17 protein-coding genes are annotated in these 26890 nt (G+C 51.9%); 16 read left to right on the forward strand and 1 reads right to left on the reverse strand.

Translation table 11 applies throughout. The features are described from left to right. Positions 1-179: 179 nt before the first annotated feature. Positions 180-1691 (reverse strand): dihydrolipoyl dehydrogenase family protein, encoded by a 1512-nt coding sequence (locus UCI88_RS07055; protein ID WP_256179303.1) that lies wholly within the window; start codon positions 1689-1691, stop codon positions 180-182. Positions 1692-2083: 392 nt separating this feature from the next. Here UCI88_RS07055 and UCI88_RS07060 point away from each other — a divergent pair, with 392 nt between their 5' ends. The 16 genes from UCI88_RS07060 to UCI88_RS07135 all read left to right on the forward strand — a co-directional run bounded on the left by UCI88_RS07060 (position 2084) and on the right by UCI88_RS07135 (position 25687). Beyond that, positions 2084-3190, forward strand: a complete 1107-nt coding sequence (locus UCI88_RS07060; RefSeq protein WP_256179302.1) for a hypothetical protein — start codon at positions 2084-2086, stop codon at positions 3188-3190. Between the two features lie 12 nt (positions 3191-3202). Further along, entirely contained in the window at positions 3203-6412 is a 3210-nt protein-coding gene (locus tag UCI88_RS07065; protein WP_256179301.1) for a hypothetical protein, read from the forward strand. A 99-nt stretch (positions 6413-6511) separates the two neighbouring features. After that, a complete protein-coding gene (locus UCI88_RS07070; protein WP_330024156.1) occupies positions 6512-9016 on the forward strand; it encodes a hypothetical protein in 2505 nt (834 codons plus the stop codon). Between the two features lie 62 nt (positions 9017-9078). Next, the gene (locus tag UCI88_RS07075) at positions 9079-12339 is read left to right on the forward strand and encodes an ATP-binding protein (RefSeq protein WP_256179299.1); all 3261 of its coding nucleotides are present in this window, start codon (positions 9079-9081) and stop codon (positions 12337-12339) included. Positions 12340-12364: 25 nt separating this feature from the next. Further along, on the forward strand, positions 12365-13306 hold the full coding sequence (locus UCI88_RS07080) for a hypothetical protein (protein ID WP_044503627.1): 942 nt from the start codon (positions 12365-12367) through the stop codon (positions 13304-13306). Positions 13307-13310: 4 nt separating this feature from the next. Next, positions 13311-13664 carry a hypothetical protein gene (locus UCI88_RS07085; protein ID WP_044503628.1) on the forward strand — a complete coding sequence of 118 codons (354 nt, stop codon included), beginning with the start codon at positions 13311-13313 and terminating at the stop codon, positions 13662-13664. Continuing rightward, positions 13661-14365 carry a hypothetical protein gene (locus UCI88_RS07090; protein WP_044503629.1) on the forward strand — a complete coding sequence of 235 codons (705 nt, stop codon included), beginning with the start codon at positions 13661-13663 and terminating at the stop codon, positions 14363-14365. The genes UCI88_RS07085 and UCI88_RS07090 overlap by 4 nt, the downstream gene beginning before the upstream one ends. Before the next feature lie 194 nt (positions 14366-14559). Beyond that, on the forward strand, positions 14560-14826 hold the full coding sequence (gene rpsO / locus UCI88_RS07095) for a 30S ribosomal protein S15 (protein ID WP_065360842.1): 267 nt from the start codon (positions 14560-14562) through the stop codon (positions 14824-14826). A gap of 133 nt (positions 14827-14959) precedes the next feature. Further along, entirely contained in the window at positions 14960-17116 is a 2157-nt protein-coding gene (locus UCI88_RS07100; RefSeq protein WP_330024158.1) for a polyribonucleotide nucleotidyltransferase, read from the forward strand. Between the two features lie 6 nt (positions 17117-17122). Continuing rightward, positions 17123-17569: a dCTP deaminase/dUTPase family protein gene (locus tag UCI88_RS07105; RefSeq protein ID WP_256179297.1), complete on the forward strand. Its 447-nt coding sequence runs from the start codon at positions 17123-17125 to the stop codon at positions 17567-17569. A 102-nt stretch (positions 17570-17671) separates the two neighbouring features. Next, positions 17672-19012 (forward strand): FAD-dependent oxidoreductase, encoded by a 1341-nt coding sequence (locus UCI88_RS07110; protein WP_256179296.1) that lies wholly within the window; start codon positions 17672-17674, stop codon positions 19010-19012. A 172-nt stretch (positions 19013-19184) separates the two neighbouring features. Beyond that, positions 19185-19745, forward strand: a complete 561-nt coding sequence (locus tag UCI88_RS07115) for an NUDIX hydrolase (RefSeq protein WP_062411710.1) — start codon at positions 19185-19187, stop codon at positions 19743-19745. A gap of 13 nt (positions 19746-19758) precedes the next feature. Continuing rightward, positions 19759-20934, forward strand: coding sequence for a phosphopentomutase (locus UCI88_RS07120; protein WP_256179295.1), 1176 nt, complete (start codon positions 19759-19761; stop codon positions 20932-20934). A 4-nt stretch (positions 20935-20938) separates the two neighbouring features. After that, the gene (locus UCI88_RS07125) at positions 20939-22243 is read left to right on the forward strand and encodes a thymidine phosphorylase (protein WP_256179294.1); all 1305 of its coding nucleotides are present in this window, start codon (positions 20939-20941) and stop codon (positions 22241-22243) included. A gap of 69 nt (positions 22244-22312) precedes the next feature. After that, positions 22313-23695, forward strand: coding sequence for a 23S rRNA (uracil(1939)-C(5))-methyltransferase RlmD (gene rlmD / locus UCI88_RS07130; RefSeq protein WP_256179293.1), 1383 nt, complete (start codon positions 22313-22315; stop codon positions 23693-23695). A 585-nt stretch (positions 23696-24280) separates the two neighbouring features. After that, complete coding sequence (locus UCI88_RS07135) at positions 24281-25687, forward strand: glucose/sorbosone family PQQ-dependent dehydrogenase (protein WP_256179292.1); 1407 nt, start codon at positions 24281-24283, stop codon at positions 25685-25687. Positions 25688-26890: the final 1203 nt, after the last annotated feature.

Consider the following 26890-nt stretch of genomic DNA (forward strand, 5'->3'; position numbering starts at 1 on the left):
AGGATTGGTGATAATCCCGATGCTCTGCAGAGACGGTCGGCGCTTTGACCGAAGGCAGGGCTGCTGACCTTGGTCCGCATTGCCCTGGCGACCAAGTAGATTTGATTTTGACATGAAAAAGGACTCTATGAAATTTCATAGAGTCTTTTTTTCGTATGCTGTTATATGGGAAGGAGGAGTTACTTGCCTTCGTAATAGTAGCGAGTCCACATGACGACTTCCGAGAGAGACGGGTGAGGGGTCATGGTTTCGCTGAAGGTGTAGACCGATTTCGGCGTCAGGGTCCGCGTCAAGGGCAGGGCCCGCAGTTTCTTGGCCGTGTCCGAAGCGATGTCTTCGTGGACGGGCTGAATGGTGTGTTCGCCGCTCATGAGGTTGTTGATGAAAGGCTGAATGAGGATCGATGCTTCAGGGCCGATGATGTGGGCGCCGAGGATGAATTTCGTCTTTTTGTCGACGACTAATTTGATGAAACCGTCGTCGTCTTGTCCCGGTTCAAAGCCCATGGCGTAGCCCTTGGCCGAAGCCGAGTAGTGGTTAATGGCCGTTTCGACGTCGTAGCCCTTCTTTTTGGCATTTTCTTCGCTCAGGCCGACTTGAGCCACTTCGGGATAGGTGTAGGTGACGGCCGGGATGATGTCGTAGCTGGCCCAGCGCCAGTTTTCCGGTTCATTGCCTGAGAAGAGGTTGTGGGCAATGATTTCGGCTTCGTAATTGGCTTTGTGGCGGAAGGGGGCCATGCCGTTGATGTCGCCGAGGGCCCAGATGCCGTCAGCCGTCGTTTCCAGGAACTCATTGGTTTCGATGTAGCCCCGTTTATCGAGGCGGACGTCGGTATTTTCGAGGTGGAGGAGATCCGTCGTCGGCTTGATACCCGGGGCGACGAGTATTTCTTCGGCAGCCACTTCGGCTTCTTCACCGCTGTCGATGTCGCGGATCTTGAGGACTTTGAGGCCGTCGCGGACGGTGACGCTTACCGTGTCCTGCTTTAAGCGGACGTCCATGCCGTAGCGGCGGAACTGTTTGAGGATGAAGGCAGAAATGGCTTCGTCTTCTTTCGGCAGCAGGCGGGCGTTGTGCTGGACGATGGTGATCTTCGTGCCGGCTGCGTCAAAGACGTGGGCAAATTCACAGCCGATGGGGCCGCCGCCGATGATGATCAGGCTCTTATAAGGCGTCTTGGGGAAGGATTCACCGAAGAAGGATTCCGACGTCAGATAGCCGACGTCTTCGAGGCCCTCGATGCGGGGGATGTTGGTCCGGCCACCGGTGGCGATGAAAATCTTGTCGCCCTGGATTTTTGCGTCCGTGCCGTCATTTAAGGTGACGTCCAAGGTGTGGTTGTCGACGAAGGCTGCCGTGCCGTTGTAAGTGTCGACGTTGGGGAACTTGTCGTAGTAGCCCTGGATGGATTTACTTTCATCGATTTTTTCCCAGAGTCTTTTGGCTAAAATATCCCAGTCGAGGCGGGCATTGTCGGCAAAGACGCCGATGCGGCCGCCTTCGCGGATTTCACGGATGCGGCTGGCTGCCGTGACCATGACCTTAGTCGGGATGCAGCCGCGGTTCAGGCAGGTGCCTCCGAAACTGCCCCGTTCGATAATGGCAACGGACAACCCTTGGGTAATGGCGGCGTCGGCAATGATGTTGGCCGACCCGGTCCCAATGAGGATGACATCATATTTTTTCATGAGCAAGACTCCTTTACTTTTCAGCTTCATAATTCATATTTAAATACAACCTTTTTCGTATAGTATAAGCGAAAGGGGACGGTTTGACAAGTGCCGAAGCCCCTTGTTTCGTCATGATGGGAAAGGAGAAAAGATGGTCTGAAAATGAGTGATTTTATGGGATAAAACCAATGGCTATGACACAATCTGTCCATACTATATGGTAGACTATAATCAGCGACAAGACTATCGTGTTGCAAAGAATTCGTGAATTTGTAATATTTGTCGAAAATAACAAAGGCCTTTCTTGTACTCTTTTTTTATTCATGGTAACATAATACTATGTATGACGATATGGCATAGTTGTTGTGACTTATGAGTTCATGACATCATTATATAGTGGAGGTATGGTTATGGGATTGATTTTAAATCGAGATGACTTGGTGAAACTATTGCAGGAAGATGAAGAAATCCGTGATTTGATTCGGCAGATTGCCCTAGGGCAGCCCGAAGAAGGGGAAGCTCACGAAGTCCCGGAAGCACCGGAAGTTCCGGCATCATTAAAGGTTTTGGAACCACTGAAGGAAGCGGTCTATATTGCAAAGAAAGAGGAACTCAGTTCTAAGAAGCAGGAACTTCGACAAAAATTGGAAGAGGCTCGAAAAGATAGAGACCTTTGGAAACAAGCGGCACAGCAGGCCGCGGCGGAAAAGGAAGCCGCAGTTCTTGAGCGAGACCGGGCAATCAATGAACGGGACGCCGCCGTGTATGAACGAAATCAGGCTGTTCAGGAACGGGACGCTATGGCAGACCAATTGAAACAGGCTGTCCGCGAAAAAGAACAAGCCTTTCGTGCTATGGAAGAATCTGACCGGCTGCGGAATCAAGCCGTCCGCGCAATGGAGGAATCGAATCATAAGGTAGAAGAAGCGCGGCGTATCGTTTCTAAACTTCAGGCTGAAATCACCTTTTTGCAGGAACGACTGGGTGAAGCTAAGGGAACAATCAGCTCCCTTACGGCAGATTTAGATCATACCCGGGAAGAACGAGAAGATTTAAAAGATGATTTACAGCAGGCTGAACAAGAATTGGCTCAACGCTTTGTCCAAGGTTGGCAGCTCTATGAAGCCTACCAAGACGTCGATGACTATTATAAAGACCTCTTGGACGGCGTGTTGGCTCGCCCCGGTTTTGAAGCCTTCATCGTAGGCCTATCTCAGGACCGGTCTTTGCGGACCCTGTGGGATGTGACCCGGGAAGCAGTCATGAAGAGTCGTGACGAGGCTGCCGGGAAAATCCTTTGGAATCTGTTCTGCTACAGTTTGGACTTGGTCAATCGGAGCCGGTCGGAAAATCTCTACGCCGTCGAAGACGTAGAGGTCGGTGATCCTTACGATATTGACCGCCATGCCCTGACCGGAGACAGCAGGTCTCAAGGCTGCCTGTCGAAAGTATTCCTGGCCGGGTATCGCAATGTATCTACGGACAAAATCGTCTGCAAAAGCCAGGTAAAGATATAAAGGAGGCACTCCATGGACGTATCGAATCAAGAAACGACTACGACAGAAAAACTGTCTGACCAAAGACCGACTCAAGTCAGTGAAATTCACGTGTCCCAACAGGACTTCGAAGACGCCTTTATGGAAGACGTCTTCACCCGGTGTGACGATATTGAAAAGAAAATCGATTTTGTATTCCAAGCCTGCCGGAAATTAATTGATAAGCGCTTCGTCAAGATGAAGAATAAAAGGGTCTGGTATGACCGCGATACGGCGGCCCTCTATCCCCAGCACGATAAGGTAACTGTGCCCCATTGTGAAATGATGTTACGAAGTGGTAAATTACATATCTATGAAGGTGTTAAAGATTTTGATTACCAATCTAATACATTGACTGTTGACGGAATCGAGTTTGTCCTGGCATCAGCAGAAGAATCCTCTAAAACTTTCAATTCGGAAAATGGAAATCCTTATATTGATAGAGAGGGGCGGATTGCTGACTATCCAACGAACCCCGCACCTTGGGGGCGAATGTTTTTTATAGCTGATGACTATAATTACAATTTATCATCTCATATGAAGTTTTATTCAACCTTAGATCGTCGCAGAAATATCGACTATAATTCAGATCGATCTATATTCATGGTCATGATTTCCCGTTTGGACGGCAGGGACAGCGATGGCTTGAATCCGATCAAGACGTTGTCGGCATGGCTGCAAAGGGGCCTCGTACCGGAAGGCCTTACCGAGAAAGAAGAGACCGCCTATCATCAGCTTTTGTCATCCTATCAAGACCTCGACGCCTATCTTGATGGGATTTCGGCGAACGACCGCATTCTTTTCCGAAGAGAGGCCTTCATGGATGACGTCCGTGACGGCCGTTTTCGGAAGAATGTTTTTCAATGGAAGGGCGAAGTATCGGAAGAGGGGCTTAAGCCAGGAAAAGGTCAGAGTGATATAGATTTGCCTTTGCTGCGGAAGCAGCTTCTGGAATGCGACTACCGGCGGGCCAATTTGGAACCCTATGCCGACAGTACCCTGTCCGATATCAATAAGGGCCACTGGGAACTCTTTGAAGCTCCGGAAGACGGTGCGGTTGCCGTTCCTCTTCCGCCGAATCAGGTCTGGACGGCTCGGCCGCCTCAACTCGATGTCGTGGCCAACGGGACCTGTGCCATCGACTTCGGCACCAAGAGTTCCGTCGTCGTCTGCCGAGGAGAAGGGGGAACACGGCTCCTGCGCATCGGCACCGGTGACTTTACCAAGGCCGTCGAGCAGAAGGATTATGAAAATCCGACCGTCGTCGAACTCCGCGACTTAGACAGTTTTGAAAAGGCCTATCGCAGCCGGAACGGCCGGCCCTTTACGGCTTGGGAAGACGTGACCGTATCTCATCAGGCCGAACAGGCCCTGCTTCAGCAGGATGTGGACAGTTCCGTCTATTACGCCGTCTTCAGCGAATTGAAACAGTGGGCCCATGAAAAAGACCGGCGACTGCTGCTCAAAGACCGCAAGGGCAAGGTATGGAAGCTCAATCCCTACTTGGAATTAGACGATGAAGCCCTTGACCCCATCGAAATCTACGCCTATTACTTAGGCCTCTATATCAATAATATGCGCCATGGCATTTATTTGGACTACATCCTGTCCTTCCCGGTCAACTACGACCTGGCTGTTCGTACACAGTTGCTGAAAAGCTTCGAGAAGGGTCTGAAAAAATCCCTGCCGCCGGCTATCTTGGCCGACGAAAATTGCATGCGGCGCTTCCGCGTCTATGCCGGGGCCAGCGAACCGGCAGCCTATGCTGCAGCGGCCCTGCAAGCCTATGGACTGGAACCGGCTGAACAGGGAGAGATGACGGCTTACGGCGTCTTTGACTTTGGCGGCGGCACGACGGACTTTGACTTCGGCATCGAAAAACGGTCGGCCAATCCGCGGCGCCATAAGTTCGAGCTCCATCAGTTTGGCCGCGGCGGCGACCCCTATTTAGGAGGCGAAAACCTGCTCAATGTCCTGGCCTTCGAAGTTTTCTGTGCCAACTTGGACTTTATGCGCGACAATGCTATCCCCATCGCCCTGCCTCATGGCTGCACGGCCCCGGCGGGGACGGAGACCCTCATCTTGGCCGAGCGGGAAGCGACGCAGATTTCTTTCATGAACCGCAAATGCCTGGCCGAAGCCATGCGGCCCATTTGGGAAGAGCGAACGGAAGAAATCAAGGCTTGGCAAGACAAGGAGTGGACACTGCTGCTGTTTACGGACGGTAACAAAACGGCAGGACGAAGAGACAAGCAAAACAGTGACGATGAGGGCCAACAGAGGGAACGAGAAGAAAATCAAAATAGGGTCAAAGTCAAACTCACCGTCGACATCGATCGCTTAAAAGACGTCATCCGCCGCCTCATTTCTCGCGGCGTCACGAACTTCTTTGAAGCTTGGAAGACAGCCTTTAAACATCAGACCGAAGAGCCGGATACCCTTCATATCTTATTGGCCGGCAATTCCTGCCGTTCGCCTATCGTCAAAGAACTCTTTGAGGCCCGGATTGCTGAGGAAGCCCGGAAAATTTCGAGTCATGCCGGCGGCAAAGACGCCAAGGGGATACTGGTTCTCCATATGCCCTTGGGGATGGAAGAAGAAAAAACGGCAGACAGCAAGACGGAAATAGAAGAAGCCGTAGTCGAAGCGGTAGCGGACGCTGTCCAAGCCCTGAGAGAAGAACAATCCGGCGAAAGATTAGAAAACGCAACAGAAAAAACTACTGAAGACCGAGGTAAACTCGATCAGAAGCTGACCGGTAAGACCGGCGTCGCCTTTGGCCTCCTGCGCAGTCGTAAGGGCGGCAAGGACATCAAAATCATCAATGACAACGTCGATGACAGCGGCGAAGCCTTGTTCCCGTACTTCTTAGGTGATATCGATACGGACGGGCATTTCTGCGTGCGCATCGGAAAAGCCGTGCCTTATCAGAACTGGGCGGAGTTCTGCTATGCCGATGAAGAAGATTTTGAAATCTATTACACAGCAGAGCCTCAGGCCTTGGAAGGACAGCTGCCGCAGGACGCCGTAAAATACGTCAACTGCCGCATCGATGAGGCCGATGTGTCCGACGACGACAACCACATGATCTTCCTGCGAAAAGTGGCTCCCGACGCCATCGAATACGCCGTTGGCACCAAGGATGCGGCGGGGAAGAAGGTCACCATTGAAGAAAGTCGTGCCATCCGTCAGACCTTGAGATGAGCCTCATGAAAACGGGGAGCGGGATAAGCCTGAAATCTGTCGGCTCCTCGTAAATTTGTATCGATATTGGAGATTATTAGCGAAAAGAGGTAGTATGACATGGTGTCATCAAATAGACGCAAAACGACGACCGTCGTGACTTCATCTCATAGAGAGGGAACTCAGACGACAAAATCCCCTGACAGCAAAACCGTGCAGCAGACGACGTCAAGGGAAGAGACGACGACCGTCGTAACCTCGTCTCATAAAATAGAAATGGCGGGGAGAAACTTATCCACTAAGCGGCCAACCCAAGTCAGTGAAATCTACGTGCGCCAACAGGACTTCGAAGACTCCTTTATGGAAGACGTTCGTGTCCAGTGTGACGATATAGAAAAGAAAATCGACCTTGTATTTCAAGCCTGTCAAAAATTAATCGACAAGCGCTTCGTCAAGATGAAAAATAAACGAGTCTGGTATGACCGCGACGTAGCCGCATTATATCCTAAGAATGATAAGGTGGCACTACCCTATTGTGAAATGTATTTGTATAGTGGAGGATTATATGTCTGTGTGGGACTTAAGGAGTTTGATTATGAATCAAAGGTACTGACTGTCGACGGCATCGAGTTTGTCCTAGCATCACCAGGAGAAGCAGGGAAAACCTTTAAAAAGGGAAATGGCAATCCTTATATTCAAGAAGATGGTACAATTTCTAATTTTCCTAAAAATTTCAATTCTTGGAGTAGAAGTTTTTTTGTCGATACAGATTATGATTGCGGTTCTCGTCCGCGGCTACGGTATCATGATATCAATAAGGAAAGCACACAGAAAGATTACGTTTCAGACATCTATATGTTAATGATTATGATCGCTCGCCTGGACTGCAAGGATAGTTCGGGCTTGACTCCAGCTAAGACATTATTGACATGGCTGCAAAAGGGCCTAGTACCGGAAGGACTTAGTGAGGAAGAAGAAGCAATTTATAATCAGCTTTTATCATACTATCAAAACCTTGATGCCTACCTTGATTGGACTTTTGAGGACAATCGAGTATCTTTTCGTCGTGATGAATTTATAGACGATGTCCTCCACGGCCGTTTTCGACAGACGGTCTTTCAATGGCGGTTTAACTTACCGGGCATCATAGAAGAACTCAAGTCCGGTCAAACCAAGTACCAAGGTGAGTATCTGTCGCTGCGGAAGGACCTATTGGAATGCGACTACCGACGGGCCAATCTGGAACCCTATGCCGATACGGCCTTGTCGGACATCAATAAGGGCCATTGGGAACTCTTTGAAGCACCCGAAGCCGATTCGATTACCGTACCGCTGACGGCGAATCAGGTCTGGACGGCCCGGCCGCCCCAGCTCGACGTCGTGGCCAACGGGACCTGTGCCATCGACTTCGGCACCAAGAGTTCCGTCGTCGTCTGCCGCGGTGAGGACGGGGCCCGCCTCCTGCGCATCGGCACCGGCGACTTTTCTAAGGCCGTCAAGGAGAAAGATTACGAAAACCCGACGGTTGTCGAACTCCGCGATTTAGAGCGCTTTGCATCGGCCTATGGACAGCGGATCGGCCGTCCCTTTACGGAGTGGGAAGATGTGACCGTAGCTCATCAGGCCGAACAGGCCCTGCTCCAACAGGATGTGGACAGTTCCGTCTATTATGCCGTCTTCAGTGAACTGAAGCAATGGGCCCATGAAAAAGACCGTCGTCTGCTTTTGAAAGACCGCAAGGGCAAGGTATGGAAGCTCAAGCCCTACTTGGAACTCGATGACGACGACCTCGATCCCATCGAAATCTACGCCTACTACTTAGGCCTCTACATCAATAATATGCGCCACGGCATCTATTTGGACTACATCCTGTCCTTCCCGGTCAACTACGATTTGGCTGTCCGCACTAAATTGCTCAAGAGCTTTGAGCGGGGCTTGAAAAAGTCCCTGCCGCCGGCTATCTTAGCGGACGAAGAATGCATGGATTGGTTCTTAGTCTACGCCGGAGCCAGTGAACCTGCAGCCTACGCGGCGGCTGCCCTGCAGGCGTACGGGCTGGAACCGGCTAAAAAGGAGGACATCACGGCTTACGGCGTCTTCGACTTTGGCGGCGGTACGACGGACTTTGACTTTGGCATCGAAAAGAAGGCCGCCAATCCGCGCCGTCATAAGTTCGAGATCCATCAATTCGGCCGCGGCGGCGATCCCTATTTGGGCGGCGAAAATATCCTCAACGTCCTGGCTTTTGAAGTATTCCGCACCAATTTAGGCACTATGCGGGAGAACGCCATTCCCATCGCCCTGCCTCACGGCTGCACGGCTCCGGCCGGAACGGAGACCCTCATCCTGGCCGAAAGGGATGCGACGCAGATTTCCTTCATGAACCGCAAATGCCTGGCTGAAGCCATGCGTCCCATCTGGGAAGAACGGCCCGATGAAATCAAAGAGTGGCAAGACAAAGAATGGACAATTCTGTTGTTTACCGACGGCAGTAAAACGGGACGGAAAGACAAGAAAAACGATGCCGAAAAAGAGCAGAAGAAGCGAGAAGACAATCAAAACCGCGTTCTTCCTGCGGAAAGTCGCGCCCGACGCCGTCGAATACGCTGTGGGCACGGGGGCTGAATTTAAAGATTCCGACTGCGTGGCACAGAAACATAAAATTCGTCAAACATTGAGGTGAACTGATGAAATTAGGGGAAATAAGGGATGAGGCATCCCAAAATCAAGTTGAATCGGCGTTGACAGCGTCCCGACAGGCCATGGCCTTTTTGGAGCAGGGCGTTCCGGATACGGCCGGAGGCGGCGAGGTTCCGAAGGACTTGGGCCCGGCTTTGAGCCTTCCCAAGCTGTCCTTGTTCCGTCTGGATGAGATTACTTATGAAGAAAAGGCGCCCCGCCGGGAGGCCATGGAAAACGTCATGGGAACCTTTCGCCATATGAAGGGCATCCACTTCGTCTATTTAATTTTAGGTACGCCCGAAGGCGTTCGATTTTATCTCGGCGTCGCCGGTGACTTGTCCTGCCCGGACCCTACTTTTCAGAGCGTTACCGACGTGGGCAATGAGATCCTTCAGCCGGCCCTGCGCGGGAATTTCCGCGGCTGCCAATTGAAGCTGATCAGCGATAACGACGAGAAGCAGGACATCCTCGACGTCTTGGCCCAAAGCCCGTATGGCGGCATTCTCGAAGGGGTTCCGACTATCGATGAGAAGAGTGAAAACTTCCAAGGCGTCGAACGACTGGTCGACGTCATGTCGGGGCAGGAACGATTTGCCTTAGTCGTCTTGGCCCGACCCTATGAGGGAGGAGAAATAGAATCCGTGGCTCGTCAGCTTTCCGTCGTGGCCGATAAGTTGGGCCCGCTGGCACGCTGCCAGTGGCGCTATGACCGTAGCCATACGGACAATGAAAGTGAACAGGTCAACAAGACTTGGAACAAGGGCGTCAGCCGCGGTACGAGCGACCAGTCTTCGGTCAATCACAGTCGGGGAAAGAGTGAGAGCGTCGACAGCCGCCGCGATGAGCTGAGTAATATTCAGGTCGGTACGATGGAATCGGGCAGCGAGACGACGCAGAAGACGGAGCATACCAGTATGTCTTCCAACACCCATAAGGGCGGCAGTTCGGACACGACGACCGACGACGGCCGTGGCTCGGGGACGCAAACTATGAATTCAAACGGCATGAGCCGGCAGAATAACGAAATGTATTCCAGTAGCATGACCGAAAGTAAGGGCCACCATACGACGACGAACGAGTCGGAAAGCCGGGGTGACATGACCCAGCGCAATGTATCTCTGGCGTATGGCCGAAATACGGTGCAGGGGACGGTGCGGGGACGGGTCAGCAATACCAGTCAATCGTACCAGATGGAATTGGAACAGAAGACGGCCGTCGATTGGCTGAAGTATATTGACGAGGTCCTGATGCCCCGTGTCGATGACGGCCGAGGGAAGGGATTATTCCTGTCCTGCGCCTATTTGTGCAGCGATAAAAGGACGACCTTATACCGCCTGGCCAATACGATCGGCTCCTTATACAGCGGCCCCAAGGGGAACCGCATGCCCTTGACCTTCCGTGAGTTTGGCGAAGCGGACGCTTTTTATCGGAATCGGTTGGAGAACTTACAGATTCCCTATCGATTTACGGGTCATGCCGGCAAGTCCTATTTGTACAGTGCTTTTTCCAAGGCCTGTGCCGGCGGACGATTGTACTGCGGCAATTGGCTGTCTGCCGATCAGCTCAGTATTTTGGCCGGCGTGCCGCAGAAAGAAGTCATCGGCCTGAAACTCCGTAAGGAAGTGGAATTCGGCCTCAATGCAGTCCAACATAAGCGGCCCGACGACAACCTGCCTTTAGGGAAATTGGTCCAATGCGGCAGCGTGCAGGAACGGATTCCGGTCATGCTGTCCCGGAAAAGCCTGAGCATGCACACCTTCATTACCGGCGTTACGGGCAGCGGCAAGACGACGACTTGTCAGAACATCCTCCTTCAAAGCGGCCTGCCTTTCTTGGTCGTCGAACCGGCTAAGACGGAATATCGGTTGCTGCAGGTCGTCCATCCTGAACTGGACATTACTTTCTTTACGCCCGGCGCCCAGGATGTGGCTCCTTTCTTCTTAAATCCCTTTGAACTCTTTCCCGGCGAGTCGATTACGTCGCGGGCCGATATGATTAAGGCCACCTTTGAAGCGACCTTCGATATGCAGGCTGCCATCCCGCAGCTCTTGGAAGCGGCGATTTACCGCATCTATGAAGATAAGGGCTGGAGCATCGGTACCAATCTATGGAAGGGGAAAGGTCCTGACGATGCGGACGGTCCCTTTGCCGACGGCGTCTATGCCTTTCCGACCTTGCAGGACTTTTACGATATCATGCCGACCATCATCCGCGAACAGGGCTTTGACGAACGGCTGTTCACGGAGTATCTCGGTACGGTCCATGCTTATATTCAAGGACTGTTGGTCGGCTCCAAGGGCATGATGTTCAACACGCCGCGATCCATTGATTTTCGCGATATCATCAAGCGCAACGTCGTCATCGAATTGGAAGAAATCAAGAACGCTTCGGAAAAATCCCTGATCATGGGCCTCATCATGACCAACCTGCTGCAGGCCGTCAAGGCCGCTCATTTTGAAGCCAGCCAAAAGAAGAAATCGTTCCAGCATATCACCTTGATTGAAGAAGCTCACCGCCTCCTGAGTCGCTATCAGCCCGGGGACAGTCAGAACAAGAAGCAGGGCGTCATGGTCTTTACGGATATGCTGGCCGAAGTTCGAAAGTACGGCGAATCTCTGATCATTGCCGATCAGATTCCCGACCAGATGACACCGGAAGTGCTCAAGAATACGAATACCAAGATCGTCCATAAAATCTTTGCCCAAGACGATAAGGATACGATCGGCAATACGATGGCCCTGGATCAGACTCAGAAAGCCTTTTTATCCAACTTGGTTACCGGCCGGGCCGTCGTCTTTTCTCAGGATTGGACCAAGGCCGTGCAAGTGCAGGTCGATAAACTGGCCGATACGACGGGCTATCAGGAAATACAGCCGAAGGCCATTCACGACATCGCTGTCGGCTACTATCAACGGCATTACCGCAAGGGAATCCTGCCGGGGCTGGAACAATTGCCGGAGGTTACAAAAACGGATGTAGAACATTATTTGGAATTGATGAAGAATGATGCCATTTTCAGCCTCCTTCAGGAAAATTCCCAATCGTCCTGGGACAAGATCGATGCCTTGAACGACGAAATACGGCGCGAAGGCCAAAAATGCGGGAAAGACATACTTTTGACGTATCTCTGCCATGTACTGCCGACGGATAAGCCATCGACAGCGTGGAAAATCGTGCTGGATGAGTGGGTTCAAGATGTCCTCGACGGAAAAGAGCTTGGTAAATATGAGGCCCTTGACCGCTTGGACTTGATCGACTGGATTTGATAGCTTGTAAGAAAGGGTGAGGTGTATGGGATTTTTTAGCTCTCTTGTCGGAGGAATCGGAAGGGCCTTTACCGGTGCCGTCCGAGCCATCGGAAGCTGTGTCAGCGGTGCTCTCAAGACAGCCGGCAGGGCCTTGGCTCATGTAGCCGGGGCTATTGGCGGGAATTTAGGAAAAATATTCGGCGCAGCTGTTCGCGTCATTGGAGCGGTGGCATCTATCGCTATCGGTCCCTTAGGTCCTGTGTTAGGGCCCATTGTAGCGCAAATCATCATTGAAGCTGCGGCTAAGGTCATCGCCAAGATTGCCAAATCACTGGGCATCATTAGCGAAGACGATAAGGTAGAAGAAATCGGCTATCGGCTGGAAGAGGCTTGTGCCATCGACGAACAGGGGCAGTTGAAGCATCCCGATTGGAAACGGCTGGAAGATTTTGACAATCTCCATGACTATTATGCCTATCTCAAAGTGATGATTCCCGATGAAGCCATCGACTATGGCAAACTGAAAGAGAATCGTCTTCGCTATCTGACGGTCGGGACGGCAGGGCTCACCGAAGGCTGGGGCAAAGTCGCCGGCATCGAGATTCCGTCAGACTTCATCGTCACCATCGGCAGGGCCAATATGACGCAAGGCGAAGTGCAGGCCGTGGTCAATGCCTTTAAGGCACTGGGATTTACGTCGGTTCGTTTCGATGACTTCTTGAAGGCTCAGGGAATGAGCCTCGATAAAATCAATCAACTGCGCGATGCCGTCATTGCGGCCTATCAGGAAATCTATCCCGATAAGACCGGAGACGACGTCCGTATGCGCATCCACGAATGGCGTCAGGCTCTCCGTGACGATCAGGCCGTCTACGAAACGTATAAGGACCGGGTTGATTCGGTTATGGACCAGGCTGACCGGGGCGTCGCTGTCGAAGATATTGATTTTCAGTCGGACTCGGCTTATACTGGGAATACGAGGTAATATTATGGCCCATAATCTGCAAGAAGCAATCGAAATGGCACGGATGAAGGTCGATAAAAAAGGTATCGAAATCGGTAGGGAATATGAGGCCTTTCGGCAAAGGATGGTTCAAAAACAAAACCGCCCGCTGCCCAAGACCTTGAATCGCCGGCCCCTTTCGGAGCCGATGAGGCGGCAGACGGAGCCTTGGAAGATGGCCATGGACGGTCAAAAGGCTCACTTTGAGTCCGAAGAAAAAAGAACCGAGGCGGATTTTGCCGCGGCAGAGAAGAAAATTCATAAAACGAAGGCACGGCTTGACCGACAGTTTGAGGCTTGGCAGTCGGCTGTGAAACAAGAAGGGAAACAGATATTATGAAACGATTCATATTCATCATGACAGGGAACAACATTGAAATGGGCGCACTGGTCTATGACGAGGCTGCTAATCGGATTTCCATCGATTGGCACCGGCATCAAGATGAATATGGCTACGATGTCCGGTCTGCGAAGGACCTCGACGGGTTTTGGCAGTGGTTCCAGCAGGAAAGCGGAGTCACCCGGGACGATACGCTGGCCGTGATGGTCCTTTGCGAAGACCCGATTGCCGTTAGGGAAATCCGCAAGGCCCTTCACTCTCGCTTGGATACTGCTTATGATCTGGCCGTCGGGGCCGATAACTGCTGGGATGCCCGCGATTGGAAAGATGTTTTGGCCGACCATTTACGACAAGACGACCTTACTTATGATGAACAACAGCAGGTCTTCCAATCCGGGAATCGGCAGTGGTTTGCTACGGGTCTGTCAGGACTGGCCGCCGATGTGGCCTTGCGGGAATCGCCGTCCTTCGTCGAAAGTGACGATGATGATGCCGTCAATCCGGAAGAAGGTGCGTCCGAACCCCGGGTATTTTTACGGCCGGACGAACCGGAACGGGCAGACGTCGAACGCGACGCTTCGGAATCTGCCGGACTTGGTGACGATTCCGACGCAGGGGACGACCTCGGCAAATGCACCGGGGCCGACATCAAGAGCTACCTCACGGATGCAACCAAGGACCACTGCGACACCGTCCGCTGAGGTCGTCGTCTTTGTAAGGGGACGGTCTTGACTTGAGGGACATTTTCACGATTTATGTAGGAAATTCTTTACACAACTGGCAGGGTATAGTATAATATCTATGTCGTACGGGTGCTCGGTGTCTCGATGACTCCGACGATCACTTAGCACTTTGCGAATAAGTTTTAATTTTTTACACATGGAGGAAAGATACAATGTTAAGCGTAGAAGAAAAAAAAGCAATCGTAGCTGAATTTGGTGCCAATGAAAACGATACGGGTTCTCCGGAAGTACAGATCGCGCTGCTCACCAACCGCATCACCTATTTGACGGAACATCTCCGCAGCCACAAGAAGGACCATGCGTCCCGCCGCGGCTTGTTGAAACTCGTCGGCCAGCGCCGTAATTTGCTCGGTTACTTGCAGAAACACGACCTCGATCGTTATCGTGCAATTCTCGAAAAATTGAACTTGCGTAAATAATTTCGCATACTGTAGGGCTGATGTGACTGCATCGGCCCTTTTTTCAGAACACAGGTTGGTAGGTTGTAGTTTGGGCGAATCGCCGATTTTTCCAAACTAGTGCCTATCACCTGTAAGATTCAAGGAGGTAACAATGGAAGAACAGAAATTCCAAATGGATTTCGCCGGCCGTCCGCTGGTGATTGAAGTCGGCAAATTGGCGAAGCAAGCCAGCGGTGCCGCACTGGTACGGTATGGTGACACCGCCGTTTTCGTAACGGCAACGGGGTCGAAGGAAGCCCGTGAAGACGCAGACTTTTTCCCGCTCACTGTCGATTACGAAGAAAAGATGTACTCTGTCGGCAAAATCCCCGGCGGCTTTATTAAACGAGAAGGCAAACCGCCCGAATCGGCGACTCTCTTTGCCCGTCTCATCGACCGCCCGATCCGTCCGCTCTTCCCGAAAACGTATCGTCATGACGTCCACGTCGTGGCTTATGATTTCTGCGTAGATCACGATAATGCCCCGGAAATCGCCGCTATGATCGGCGCTTCTGTTTCCCTGTGCATGTCTCATATTCCCTTTGCCGGCCCGATCGCCGGTGTCCGCGTCGGCCGCGTTGACGGTGAATTCGTCATCAATCCGACGGTCGCTCAGAGCGAACAGAGTGACATGGACATCGTCGTTGCCGGTACGAAAGACGCCATCCTCATGGTTGAAGGCGGCGCTAAAGAAGTTCCGGAAGAACAGATTCTCGATGCCATCATGGTCGCCCATGAAGAAATCAAGAAAGTCGTCGAATTCCAGCTTTCCTTCCTGGACAGCATTTCTGTACCGAAACAGGAATTCGTCGAAAAAGAACCGCCGGCTGACATCGTCGAAGCCGTTCACGCTTACGGCGAAGAAGCCATGAAGACGGCTATCTTCACGGCCGATAAGATCGAACGTGAAGAAAAGATGAACACCGTCGAAGCCGACATCTACGAACACTTTGCCGACATCTACCCTGATAATGGCGACGACGTCGCCGACATTACTCAGAAGATGATCAAGGAAATCGTCCGCCACATGATCGCTGTCGATAAGATTCGTCCCGACGGCCGCCGCGTCGACGAAGTCCGTCCGGTCAGCTGTGAAGTCGGTCTCTTTGCCCGCACCCACGGCACAGGCCTCTTTACCCGCGGCCAGACGCAGATCATGAGCTTCTGCACCCTGGCTCCCTTGTCGGAAAGCCAGCACATCGACGGTGTCGGCCTGGAAACGGACCGCCGCTACATGCACCACTATAATTTCCCGTCCTTCTGCGTCGGCGAAACGAAGTCCTCCCGCGGTCCCGGCCGTCGTGAAATCGGTCACGGCAAATTGGCTGAACGGGCCTTGACTCAGGTCATGCCGAGTGAAGAAGAATTCCCGTATGCGATCCGCGTCGTATCGGAAGTCCTCGAATCGAACGGTTCGAGCTCTATGGGCAGCGTTTGCGGCAGCACCTTGTCCCTGATGGATGCCGGTGTTCCCATTAAGGCTCCCGTAGCCGGCGTCGCCATGGGCTTGGTCACGAAAGGCGAAGACTTCACCATCCTCACCGACATCCAGGGCATGGAAGATGCTCTCGGCGATATGGACTTTAAAGTTGCCGGTACGATGAAAGGCGTTACGGCCATTCAGATGGATATCAAGATCAAAGGCCTCAGCCGTGAAATCCTCGATCAGGCTTTGAAACAGGCTCACGAAGGCCGTCTCCACATCATGAGCAAGATGTTGCAGGCCATCGATGAACCGCGGAAGGAACTGTCTCCCTACGCTCCGCGCATCATTTCCATGCACATCAACCCCGATAAGATCCGCGACGTCATCGGGCCGGGCGGCAAGATGATCAAGCAGATCACCGAAGAAACGGGCGCTAAAATCGACATCGACGATTCGGGCCTGGTCTACATCGCAGCCGTCGACGGCGAAAGTGGTGACAAGGCGAAAGCTTGGATCGAAAAATTGACGGAAGACGTAGAAGTCGGCAAGACCTACGTCGGTAAAGTCACTCGCCTCATGAACTTCGGCGCCTTCGTCGAAGTCCTGCCCGGGAAAGAAGGCTTGGTCCATATTTCCCAGCTGGCCATGGAACGCGTTGAAAAAGTCGAAGACGTAGTCAACGTCGGCGATGAAATCATGGTCAAGTGCGTCGAAATCGACAGCCAGGGCCGTGTCAACCTGTCCCGTAAAGCCCTCCTCGGCGGCGGTGACGAAGCTCCGTCCCACAGAAGTCGCGGTCCCCGCGGCGGTCACAGCGGCAATCGCGACCGCCAGAAACGGTAGGCCGTCATGACGGGCAGAGGTTTTGAAATCGTCACGGCCTACAAAGATTGTGACATCCATATTCCCATTCGCAAGACGGCTAAGAGTGCCGGCTACGATTTGGAAGCCGCTGAAACGACGGTGCTGGCGCCTCATGCCGTGACCGTCGTCCCGACGGGCCTCAAGGCTTTCATGGAAGGCGATGAATACTTGTCCATTTTCATCCGCTCCAGCCTGGCCTTTAAAAAGGGCCTCATGCTGGCCAACAGCACGGGCATCGTCGACAGCGACTACTATAATAACGAAGATAATGAAGGCCATATTATGATCGCCTACTACAATACGAACGATGTGGCCTATACGATTGAAAAAGGCGACCGCATCGGTCAGGGCATCTTCATGAAGTACCTGACCGTCAACGACGATACTGCCGGCGGCCTTCGTACGGGCGGCATCGGAAGCACCGGCGTCTAAAATCTTTTTCAAGGAAACAACGGCCGGCAGGGGAGACTTTGCCGGACTGCTGTCATAAATGGATACCAACGATTATATATTTTTAATTAAGGAGGCTTAATTATGAAAATGTATGATGTTATCGTAATTGGTTTTGGGAAAGCCGGTAAAACCTTAGCCGGACAATTAGGCAAACAAGGCAAGAAAGTTGCCTTGATCGAAAAAGACAACGGCATGTACGGCGGTACCTGCATCAACGTCGGCTGCATTCCGTCCAAACGCCTCATTACCGAAGCGGCAACGGCTCCGACGTCTGATTTCGCCGCGAAAGCTGCGTATTATAAAAAAGCCGTCGAAGGCAAACGCGAATTGACGGGCGCCTTGAACAAGGCTAACTACAATAAACTGATCCAGGCCGGCGTCGAAGTCATCGATGGCATGGCATCCTTCGTCGATGCAACGCACGTCGAAGTCAAGACGAAAGACGGCGTCCTCCAGCTCGAAGGCAAGCAGTTCGTCATCAACACCGGCGCTACGTCTGTCATCCCCGGCATTCCCGGTGTCAAAGACAGCGACAAAGTCTATACGTCGGAATCGATGATGGACTTGGATGAACTTCCGGAAAAACTGACCATCGTCGGCGGCGGCTACATCGGCTTGGAATTTGCCGCCATGTATGCCAACTTCGGCAGCAAGGTCACGGTCGTTCAGGATATCGACGTCTTCCTGCCTCGCGAAGACAAGGATATCGCCGATAATATCCGTTCCGTCCTCGAAGCCAAGGGCATTGAAATCGTAACCGGTGCCAAGACGACGAAAATCGAAGGGGCAACCCTCTATTACACCGTCGGCGATACGGATACGGTCTTAGAAGGCGACGCCATCTTGATGGCTACCGGCCGCCGTCCTAACACGGATGGCCTGGAAGCTCAGAAAGCCGGCATTGCCCTCTCCGACAGAGGCGCTGTCGTAACGGACGAACACCTGCGGACCAATGTTCCCAACATCTGGGCTGCCGGCGACGTCTGCGGCAATCTCCAGTTCACCTACATTTCCCTCGACGACAGCCGTATCATTATGTCTGACATGAGCGGTAAAGGTGACCGGACGACACAGAACCGTGGTGCCTTCTCGTACTCGGTCTTCATCGATCCGCCCTTCTCGCGGGTCGGCCTCAGCGAAAGCGAAGCCAAGGCCAAGAACATCGAATATCGGGTCATGAATCTGCCGGCTGCGGCCATTCCGAAGGCCAAAGTCCTGCGTAAACCGGAAGGCGTCCTCAAGGCTTTAGTCGGTGCCGACGACCAGATCCTCGGCGTTCAGCTCTTCTGCGCTGAATCCCATGAAATGATCAACCTTGTTAAACTCGCTATGGACAACAACTTGAAATACCAGGTCCTGCGCGACTTCATCTATACCCATCCGACGATGTCGGAAAGCTTGAACGATTTGTTCGCTTTCTAAATTTGTAACATAACCACACTCAGACAGCGGCCGTCTTCGAATCATTTTCGGAGACGCCGAGCCGCTTTGCATATAAGGATACAGCCTGCGGCTTGCTGTCGGCGTTGGAATAAAAAGCTTCTCGGGTTCGCAGCAGCGGAGTTCGGGAAGCTTTTTTTGAAAGGATGATAACATGAGTATTAGTAAGGAAACCCTCGTTTCCCGTAAAGAAATTATGAAAGGACGGGTGCTCCACGTAACGGTCGACACCGTGTCCATTGATGACGGTCAGGGTGGGGAAAAGAAGACGGCCACCCGTGAAGCCGTTTGGCATTTCGGCGCCTGCGCCATTTTGCCCTTGACCGATGACGGCAAGATTATCCTTGTCCGCCAGTACCGCTATGCAGCAGCAGAAGCTATGCTGGAAGTGCCGGCCGGGAAAATCGAACACGACGGCGAATCGCCGGATTACTGCGCCGCCCGGGAACTCGAAGAAGAAGCGGGCGTGACGGCTAAAGAAATCCTGCCCATGGGCTACGTCTATACGTCGCCCGGTTTTTGCAACGAACGGATTTACCTATATTTAGCCAGAGGCCTTGAAAAGGGGAAACAGCACCTCGACGACGACGAATTCATGAACGTCGAATACTATACGCCCCAAGAAGTGGAAGCCCTCATCGATAAGAACGAAATTACCGATGCCAAGACCATTGCCGCTTTTGCCAAGGCTCGTAAATATCTGCCGGGATTATAGGAAGGGGGAGCACATGAAATTCAATCGCATCATCGTCATCGTTACCGACAGCGTCGGCGCCGGCGGAGCCCCCGATGCCGAACGCTTCGGCGATAAAGGGGCCGATACCTACGGCCACATCGACGCCAAGGTCCCCTTGAACCTGCCTAATCTGCGCCGCATGGGCCTCGGGAAGGTTGCCAACATTCATCATCATGAAGATACGGACGTCGTCGGCTCCTACGGCCTCATGGAAGAAATCTCCATGGGCAAGGATACGACCAGCGGCCACTGGGAATTTATGGGAAACCCCGTCGAAAATCCCTTCCCGACCTTTGAAAAGGCCTTTCCGAAAGATCTCCTTGATACCTTTACGGAAAAGACGGGCTATGGCTACATCGGCAATGAAATCGCTTCGGGAACGGAAATCATCAATCGCCTCGGCGCCGAACACTTCAAGACCGGTAAGCCCATCGTCTATACGTCGGCCGACAGCGTTTTCCAAATCGCTGCTCACAACGACGTCATTCCTTTAGAAGAATTGTACCGCATCTGCGACATTACGCGCCGCGAAGTCTGCGTCGGCCCATATGAAGTGGGCCGCATCATCGCCCGTCCCTTCATCGGCGAACAGGGCCATTTTGTCCGTACCGGCGACCGCCGCGACTACAGCAGCCTGCCGAAGCGGAAGATGGTCTTCTCCTACTTATCGGAAGCGGGATACGCCGTCGTCGGTGTCGGGAAAATCGGCGATATCTATGCCCATATCGGCCTGACCGAGTCGTATCACACGGCCAATAACCACGAAGACATGGTGGTCCTGCGGGAACAATTAGCCGCCCACCGCAAGAATCAGGGCCTGCTCATGGCCAACTTCGTCGACTTCGACAGCATGTACGGCCATCGCCGCGACGTCGAAGGCTACGCCAATTGCCTGGAAAGCTTCGATAAGGACTTAGGACCCCTCATGGCGGAAATTCAGGATGACGAACTTCTGGTCATCACGGCCGATCACGGCAACGATCCGACCTGGCACGGCACGGATCACACGCGGGAACGCGTCCCGGTCCTGGCCTACAGCCCGTCCCTTAAAGACGCTGTCGACCTCGGCATTCGCAAGACCTATGCCGATTTGGGGATGACCATCATGGATAATTTCGGCCTCACAGGCCTTCAATTCGGAACCAGCTTTTTAACAGAACTGAGGTGATCCTATGTGGCCTATGGACTGCATCGCCCATAAACGAGACGGCCAGGTATTAACGGCTGACGAAATCCGCCGCTTCATTGCCGACTACACGGCCGGCCGCATTGCCGACTACCAGGCGGCAGCTTGGCTCATGGCCATTTATCTTCAAGGCATGACCGACGAAGAAACGACGGAATTGACCCTGGCCATGGCGAAATCCGGTGACATTGTCAATCTGTCATCCATCCCCGGTATCAAGGTCGATAAACACAGCACCGGCGGCATTGCCGATACGACGACCCTTATCGTCGCGCCTTTGGTGGCTGCCGCCGGCGTACCCGTCGCCAAGATGAGCGGCCGGGGATTGGGCTTTACGGGCGGTACGGCAGATAAACTGGAATCGATTCCCGGTTTTCACGTCGTCCTGCCGGAAGAAAAGTTTTTAGACCAAGTGCGCCGCGTCGGCATTTCCCTCATTACCCAGTCCGGTGAAATCGCAGCGGCTGATAAATTGCTATATGCCCTGCGCGATGCGACGGCAACCGTCGAAAGCATCCCCCTCATTGCCAGCTCCATCATGAGCAAGAAAATCGCCTCCGGCGCCGATGCCATTGTCCTCGACGTCAAATACGGCGACGGGGCTTTCATGAAGACCAAAGAACGGGCCCAGGAACTGGCCAAAATCATGGTCAGCATCGGCCGCCTCGCCGGTCGTCCGACGCGGGCTGTCATTACGTCTATGTCGGCGCCCTTGGGGACGGCCATCGGCAATGCCCTCGAAGTCGACGAAGCCGTCGAAGCCTTGTCCGGTAAAGGCGGGCGGCGTCTCATGGAAGTCGTCGAAGCCCTGGGTGCTCAGATGCTCATCGTCGGCCAAAAAGCAGCCGATGAAGCCCAGGGACGGGCTATGATCCGCGAACTGATCGCTTCCGGAAAAGGCCTGTCTAAGTTTAAAGAATGCATCAAGGCCCAAGGGGGCAGTACGTCGTGGATCGGCAAGCGCCCCCTTACCAAGGCGGAACAGGTCTTTACGGCAGTCAGTACCGACGGCGGATATATCACACGCATCGATGGGAGGGCTCTCGGCGAAATCGCCATGGAAATGGGCGCTGGTCGGGCCCGGAAGGAAGACGCCATCGAGCCCATGGTCGGTATCCGTCTCTTTAAGGAACTCTACGATCCCGTACGGCCCGGCGAAGCCTTATTCACCTTGTACGGAAAGAAAGGCGACGATATGATGGCCCTCGCTCAGCGCGCCGCCGACCATATCATCGTGACCGACGAACAGGCCGCTGTTCAGGAACCTGTCGTCAGCGACATCATCTTATAAAGGGCAGAGAAAAGGCCTTGTATCGTTTTTTAGAAGCGTACAAGGCCCCTTTGCCAAGAAAGGAACCTCATGAAAGAAACACGGCAAATCCCTGTGCAGAAGGGGAAAACCTATGAATTGTCCATTGCCGGCCTGGGAACGAGCGGCGAAGGCATTGGCCGCTATGAAGGCTTTACGGTCTTCGTGCCCTATGCCCTGCCCGGTGAAACGGTGCGGGCCCGGGTGACGATGGTTAAGAAAACCTACGCCTCGGCGGCCTTAGAACAAATCCTGACTCCGTCGCCGGATCGGGAAAAGCCGCCCTGTCCGGTCTATGAACGCTGCGGCGGCTGTCAGCTCCAGCACCTCAGCTATGAAGGCGAGCTGAAGGAAAAACGGCAGCAGGTAAAAGACGCCATGGAACGCATCGGTCACTTGCAGGGCGTCGACATCCTGCCCGTCCTCGGCGCCAAGACACCGTGGAACTACCGCAATAAGATGCAGTTTCCCGTAGCCGCGGCGGGTAAGCGAAACGTCGCCATCGGCTGCTTTGCAGCCTCGACACATGAAGTCATCGACGTTGAAAACTGTGCCATTCAAAAAGAAGCCAATAACGTCATCGCCGCCGTCGTCCGTCAATGGATGAAAGATTTCAAGATTCCGGCCTACGACGAAGACGCACGGACGGGCATCGTCCGTCACATCATGGGCCGCGTCGGCGTCCATACGGGAGAAGTCATGGTCTGCCTGGTAACGGCTTCCGACATGGTCCCCCATATGAAAGATTTGGTCCAATACCTGCGCCGCGACGTGCCGGGCCTTAAGAGCGTTGTCCAAAACGTCAACAAACGCCATACCAACGTCATCTTAGGAAATAAGACCAGGACCATTTACGGCAGCGGCACCATTCACGACTCCATCGGTTCACTGACCTTCCATATCTCGGCCCAGTCCTTCTTCCAGGTCAATAGCGAACAGGCCCAGCGCCTTTATGAAACGGCCCTCGACTTTGCCGATTTGAAAGGCGGGGAAATCGTTGCCGACGTCTACTGCGGCACGGGGACGATCACCCTGTTCTTAGCTCAGAAGGCCAAACAAGTCTACGGCATCGAAATCGTAGACTCCGCCATCCGTGACGCTGTCCGCAATGCCAAGGACAATAAAGTCGGCAACGCCCAATTCATCTTGGGCGACGCCATCTATAAACTGCCCGAACTCATCCGTAACGGCGTCCGGCCTGACGTCATCGTCTTAGACCCGCCCCGTGCCGGCTGCGGCGAACCGGTCTTAAAAGCCATCGCCAACAGCAAACCAAAGCGCGTCGTCTACGTCTCGTGTAACCCGGCGACATTGGCTCGCGACCTGGCTTACCTAAACAATCACGGCTACCATACACAAAAAGTACAGCCCGTCGACATGTTCCCACGGACTCACCATGTTGAAGCCGTGGCGCTCATTACAAGGGAAAAGTAAGGATCGAGTGATTGAGCCTCATTCGGAATTTGAAAAGGGGAGAGCATCAGAAAAAATGGGCTTTCATACGGTTGAATCCGTTGAAAACACCGAGTGGAGTACAAAGGGAACTCCTGTCATGGAAGTCAAAATGGAAATGGATTTGTGAGTACATAAGCGGATACATCCCCGTTTAATGTCATGAAGCGAGGCTCTCAGTCACTATCGTGAAATAGATGATTGGGAGCCTTTTTATATGCAAAATTTTATAAATTCTGCAAGGGGTTAATGTAACATGGTTGTGGGGAAATTTTAACGTAATCCGCTGGAAATTATCCACCTCTGAGGTAGTGGATGAAGGCGAACTGGCGACTTTGCGTAAGTAATTAAGCCAAATAATTGCTCTGTGGATAGTTTTTTAGTATAATCAGTAATATGATAACGGATTGATTATAATACTGAATTGCAAAATAATAACCATTCAGCAGTATATAATGTACCCAAAGCTGTGAAATTGGATGCTGTTTGGAATGTAGATACCGCTAGTCGGATATATCTGACTAGCGATAGCTAAGTATACAAATTTCATTTGAAAGGAGATTCGTTATGAAAAAATTAGCAGCAGCAGTACTTTGCAGCCTTGCCATTACCGCGGCAGCAGGTTTTAATGTGGCTGAGGCAGCTCATGGAGACAAGGTAAATATTGCCGAGCCCTTCAAGGCTACTGTCCTTGTCGATGGCCTTGGTTCTCCCTGGGAAGTCCTTTGGGGACCGGACGATTCGTTGTGGGTAACGGAACGGCAGTCGAAATCGATTTCTAAGGTTGACCCGAAAACGGGTAAGCATACGGTGCTGTATACCTTCAAAAATGCCGTGGCAGCGCCGCCTCATCAAGGGGTTCTGGGGCTGGCATTAGATCCTCAGTTCCTGAAGGGTAATAACTATGTCTACACGGCCTATACCTATGAAGTCAATGGTGAAAAGCATGCCCGTATTGTCCGCATGACCTATGATCCTAAGACCGAGACCCTCCGTGATGAAACGGCTATCCTCGATAACCTGCCGGCCAGCGTTGACCATAACTCCGGTCGTCTCCGTTTTGGACCGGACGGCAAGCTGTACTATACCATCGGTGACCAAGGGTATAATCAGGGATCTCACGTAGACAAGGAAATCCAGGCGCAGATGCTGCCGACGGCAGAGCAGGTTGCTGCTAAAGATTACAGCCTCTATCCGGGCAAAGTGTTGCGTCTCAATAAAGACGGCTCCATTCCCGATGACAACCCCGTATTAAACGGTGTCCGCAGTCATGTATATGCCTATGGATTCCGCAATACACAGGGCCTCGCCTTTGTTGGCGATAAGCTCTTTGCGACAGAGCATGGCCCGTCTACGGATGATGAGCTGAACCTCATCGAAAAAGGCGGAAACTATGGCTGGCCTTATGTGGCAGGCTATCGGGATAATGAATCCTATGTCTATGCCAACTATTCCAAGGCTCCCAAAGAATTACAGGAAAAATTCGATCCCAACAACATCCCCGCAGGCGTTCCCACTCAGAAGGAAACAGACTTTGATGCTCCGAATCTCAAAGATCCGCTCAAATCCTTTAACGTCGTCCGCAATGGATATAATTTTGCCGATGACACCTATGCACCGCTTTACTATATAGGCTGGCCGACCATCGCGCCTTCCAGCGTGGCCTACTATCCGGACAACGGGAAAATTAAAGAATGGCGGAATTCCCTGCTCATTACGACCCTTAAGAGCGGCGCCATCTATCGGGTGAAACTCGACGGCAAGAAAGAACAGGTCCAGGGCGATGTAGAAAAAATGTTCAAGACCAATAACCGTTACCGCAACGTCCTCGTAAGCCCGGATACGACAAAAATCTACGTGGCTACGGATAACGGAGGCAATGCGATGGGGAAAGATGGCAAGCCCATTACCGAAATGGAAAATAAGGGAGCCATCATCGTCATCGAATACACGGGAGATAAGAAGGACAAATAAAGAGACGAACTCCCGGCAGGAATTTTATGTTTGGTCTCTCGTCAAAAATAAGGCATACATGAATCTATGAGAAAATGGCTCATCGTCATAACGACGGTGGGCCTTTTTCTGTATTGTTTTCTGATGGGAACTGTCACATATTTTTTGTAATGCCTGAATCTCGACGTACGTAACACCAGTCAAGAGATTTATCCACATCAAATCCGTAGTGGTGATTCATACCCCTGTACGATTCTTAACGATTCGGGTACAAGAAATATCAAAGCTTTGAAAAAGAGAGTGTATGAGAAAAGCCGGTACAGGCATCTGTCTAGGATGTTTTGTATCGGCTTTTTGTTGTATTCAGATCGATAAAGATGAACTTACTCAAGTCTTTCTGTTTTTTATATGGAAAGAATAAGGGCGTAATAAGGTGATTTGCCAATCGGATGCAATGCTCTTAAATGGCCTTATACTGCGATGTAAGGACGTTTTGTTGTTCTCTTTTTCGACGAGGTGTAACGCGTTACAGAAAGAGAAGATAAGAAGAGATAAGAAAAGAAGGGAGATAAGATATAGAACAGACAAGATACAAGACAAGATATAAGAAAAGATGAAAGGGCGATGAGAACGCATAAGGGAAACATGATATTTTTTTAATTTTATAAATTTTTGCACCCCTGATTTTGAGTCAGGCAGGGGAGAAAATCGGGTAAGATATTTCCTTTATCCGATTCGATGGGTTTGTCTCTTTTTGCCGGAAGTTGTATGTTCAGTGTGGACAAATGTATTAATTTGCAAATTTTTGAAAGTTCAGAAAACGTTAAGTATATGAATGTCAGCCTTAGCATTTAGCATGTATTGAGTCAGAAATGGATATAATCAACTGAAATAAGGGAAAATACGAAAAATGAAAATGAGAAAATGGGGCCTTTTTGGAAAAAGTTTGAAAAAAACTTTAGACGATTGGCATTTTTTTTGTATTAGTATAGTAGAGGGGAAATTTCAAATGGCCTGTCTAAGGTGATACAGGATGTGCCGGAAATGAAAGGGTACGATGACAGAAAACGAAGGTTTGGAACGGGGGACGGTCTTGCCGGATTTTTTGGCTGAAACTGTGTGTGTAGAATGGACGAATGTATTAATTTGTAAATTTCTAAAAGTTCAGAAAACTTTAGGTGTTTCGTAGAAAACTCCTTATAGTCAAGAATAAATTCATGGGAA

Source organism: Megasphaera massiliensis (genome assembly GCF_036305205.1).
In the GTDB taxonomy this organism is placed as follows: domain Bacteria; phylum Bacillota; class Negativicutes; order Veillonellales; family Megasphaeraceae; genus Megasphaera; species Megasphaera massiliensis.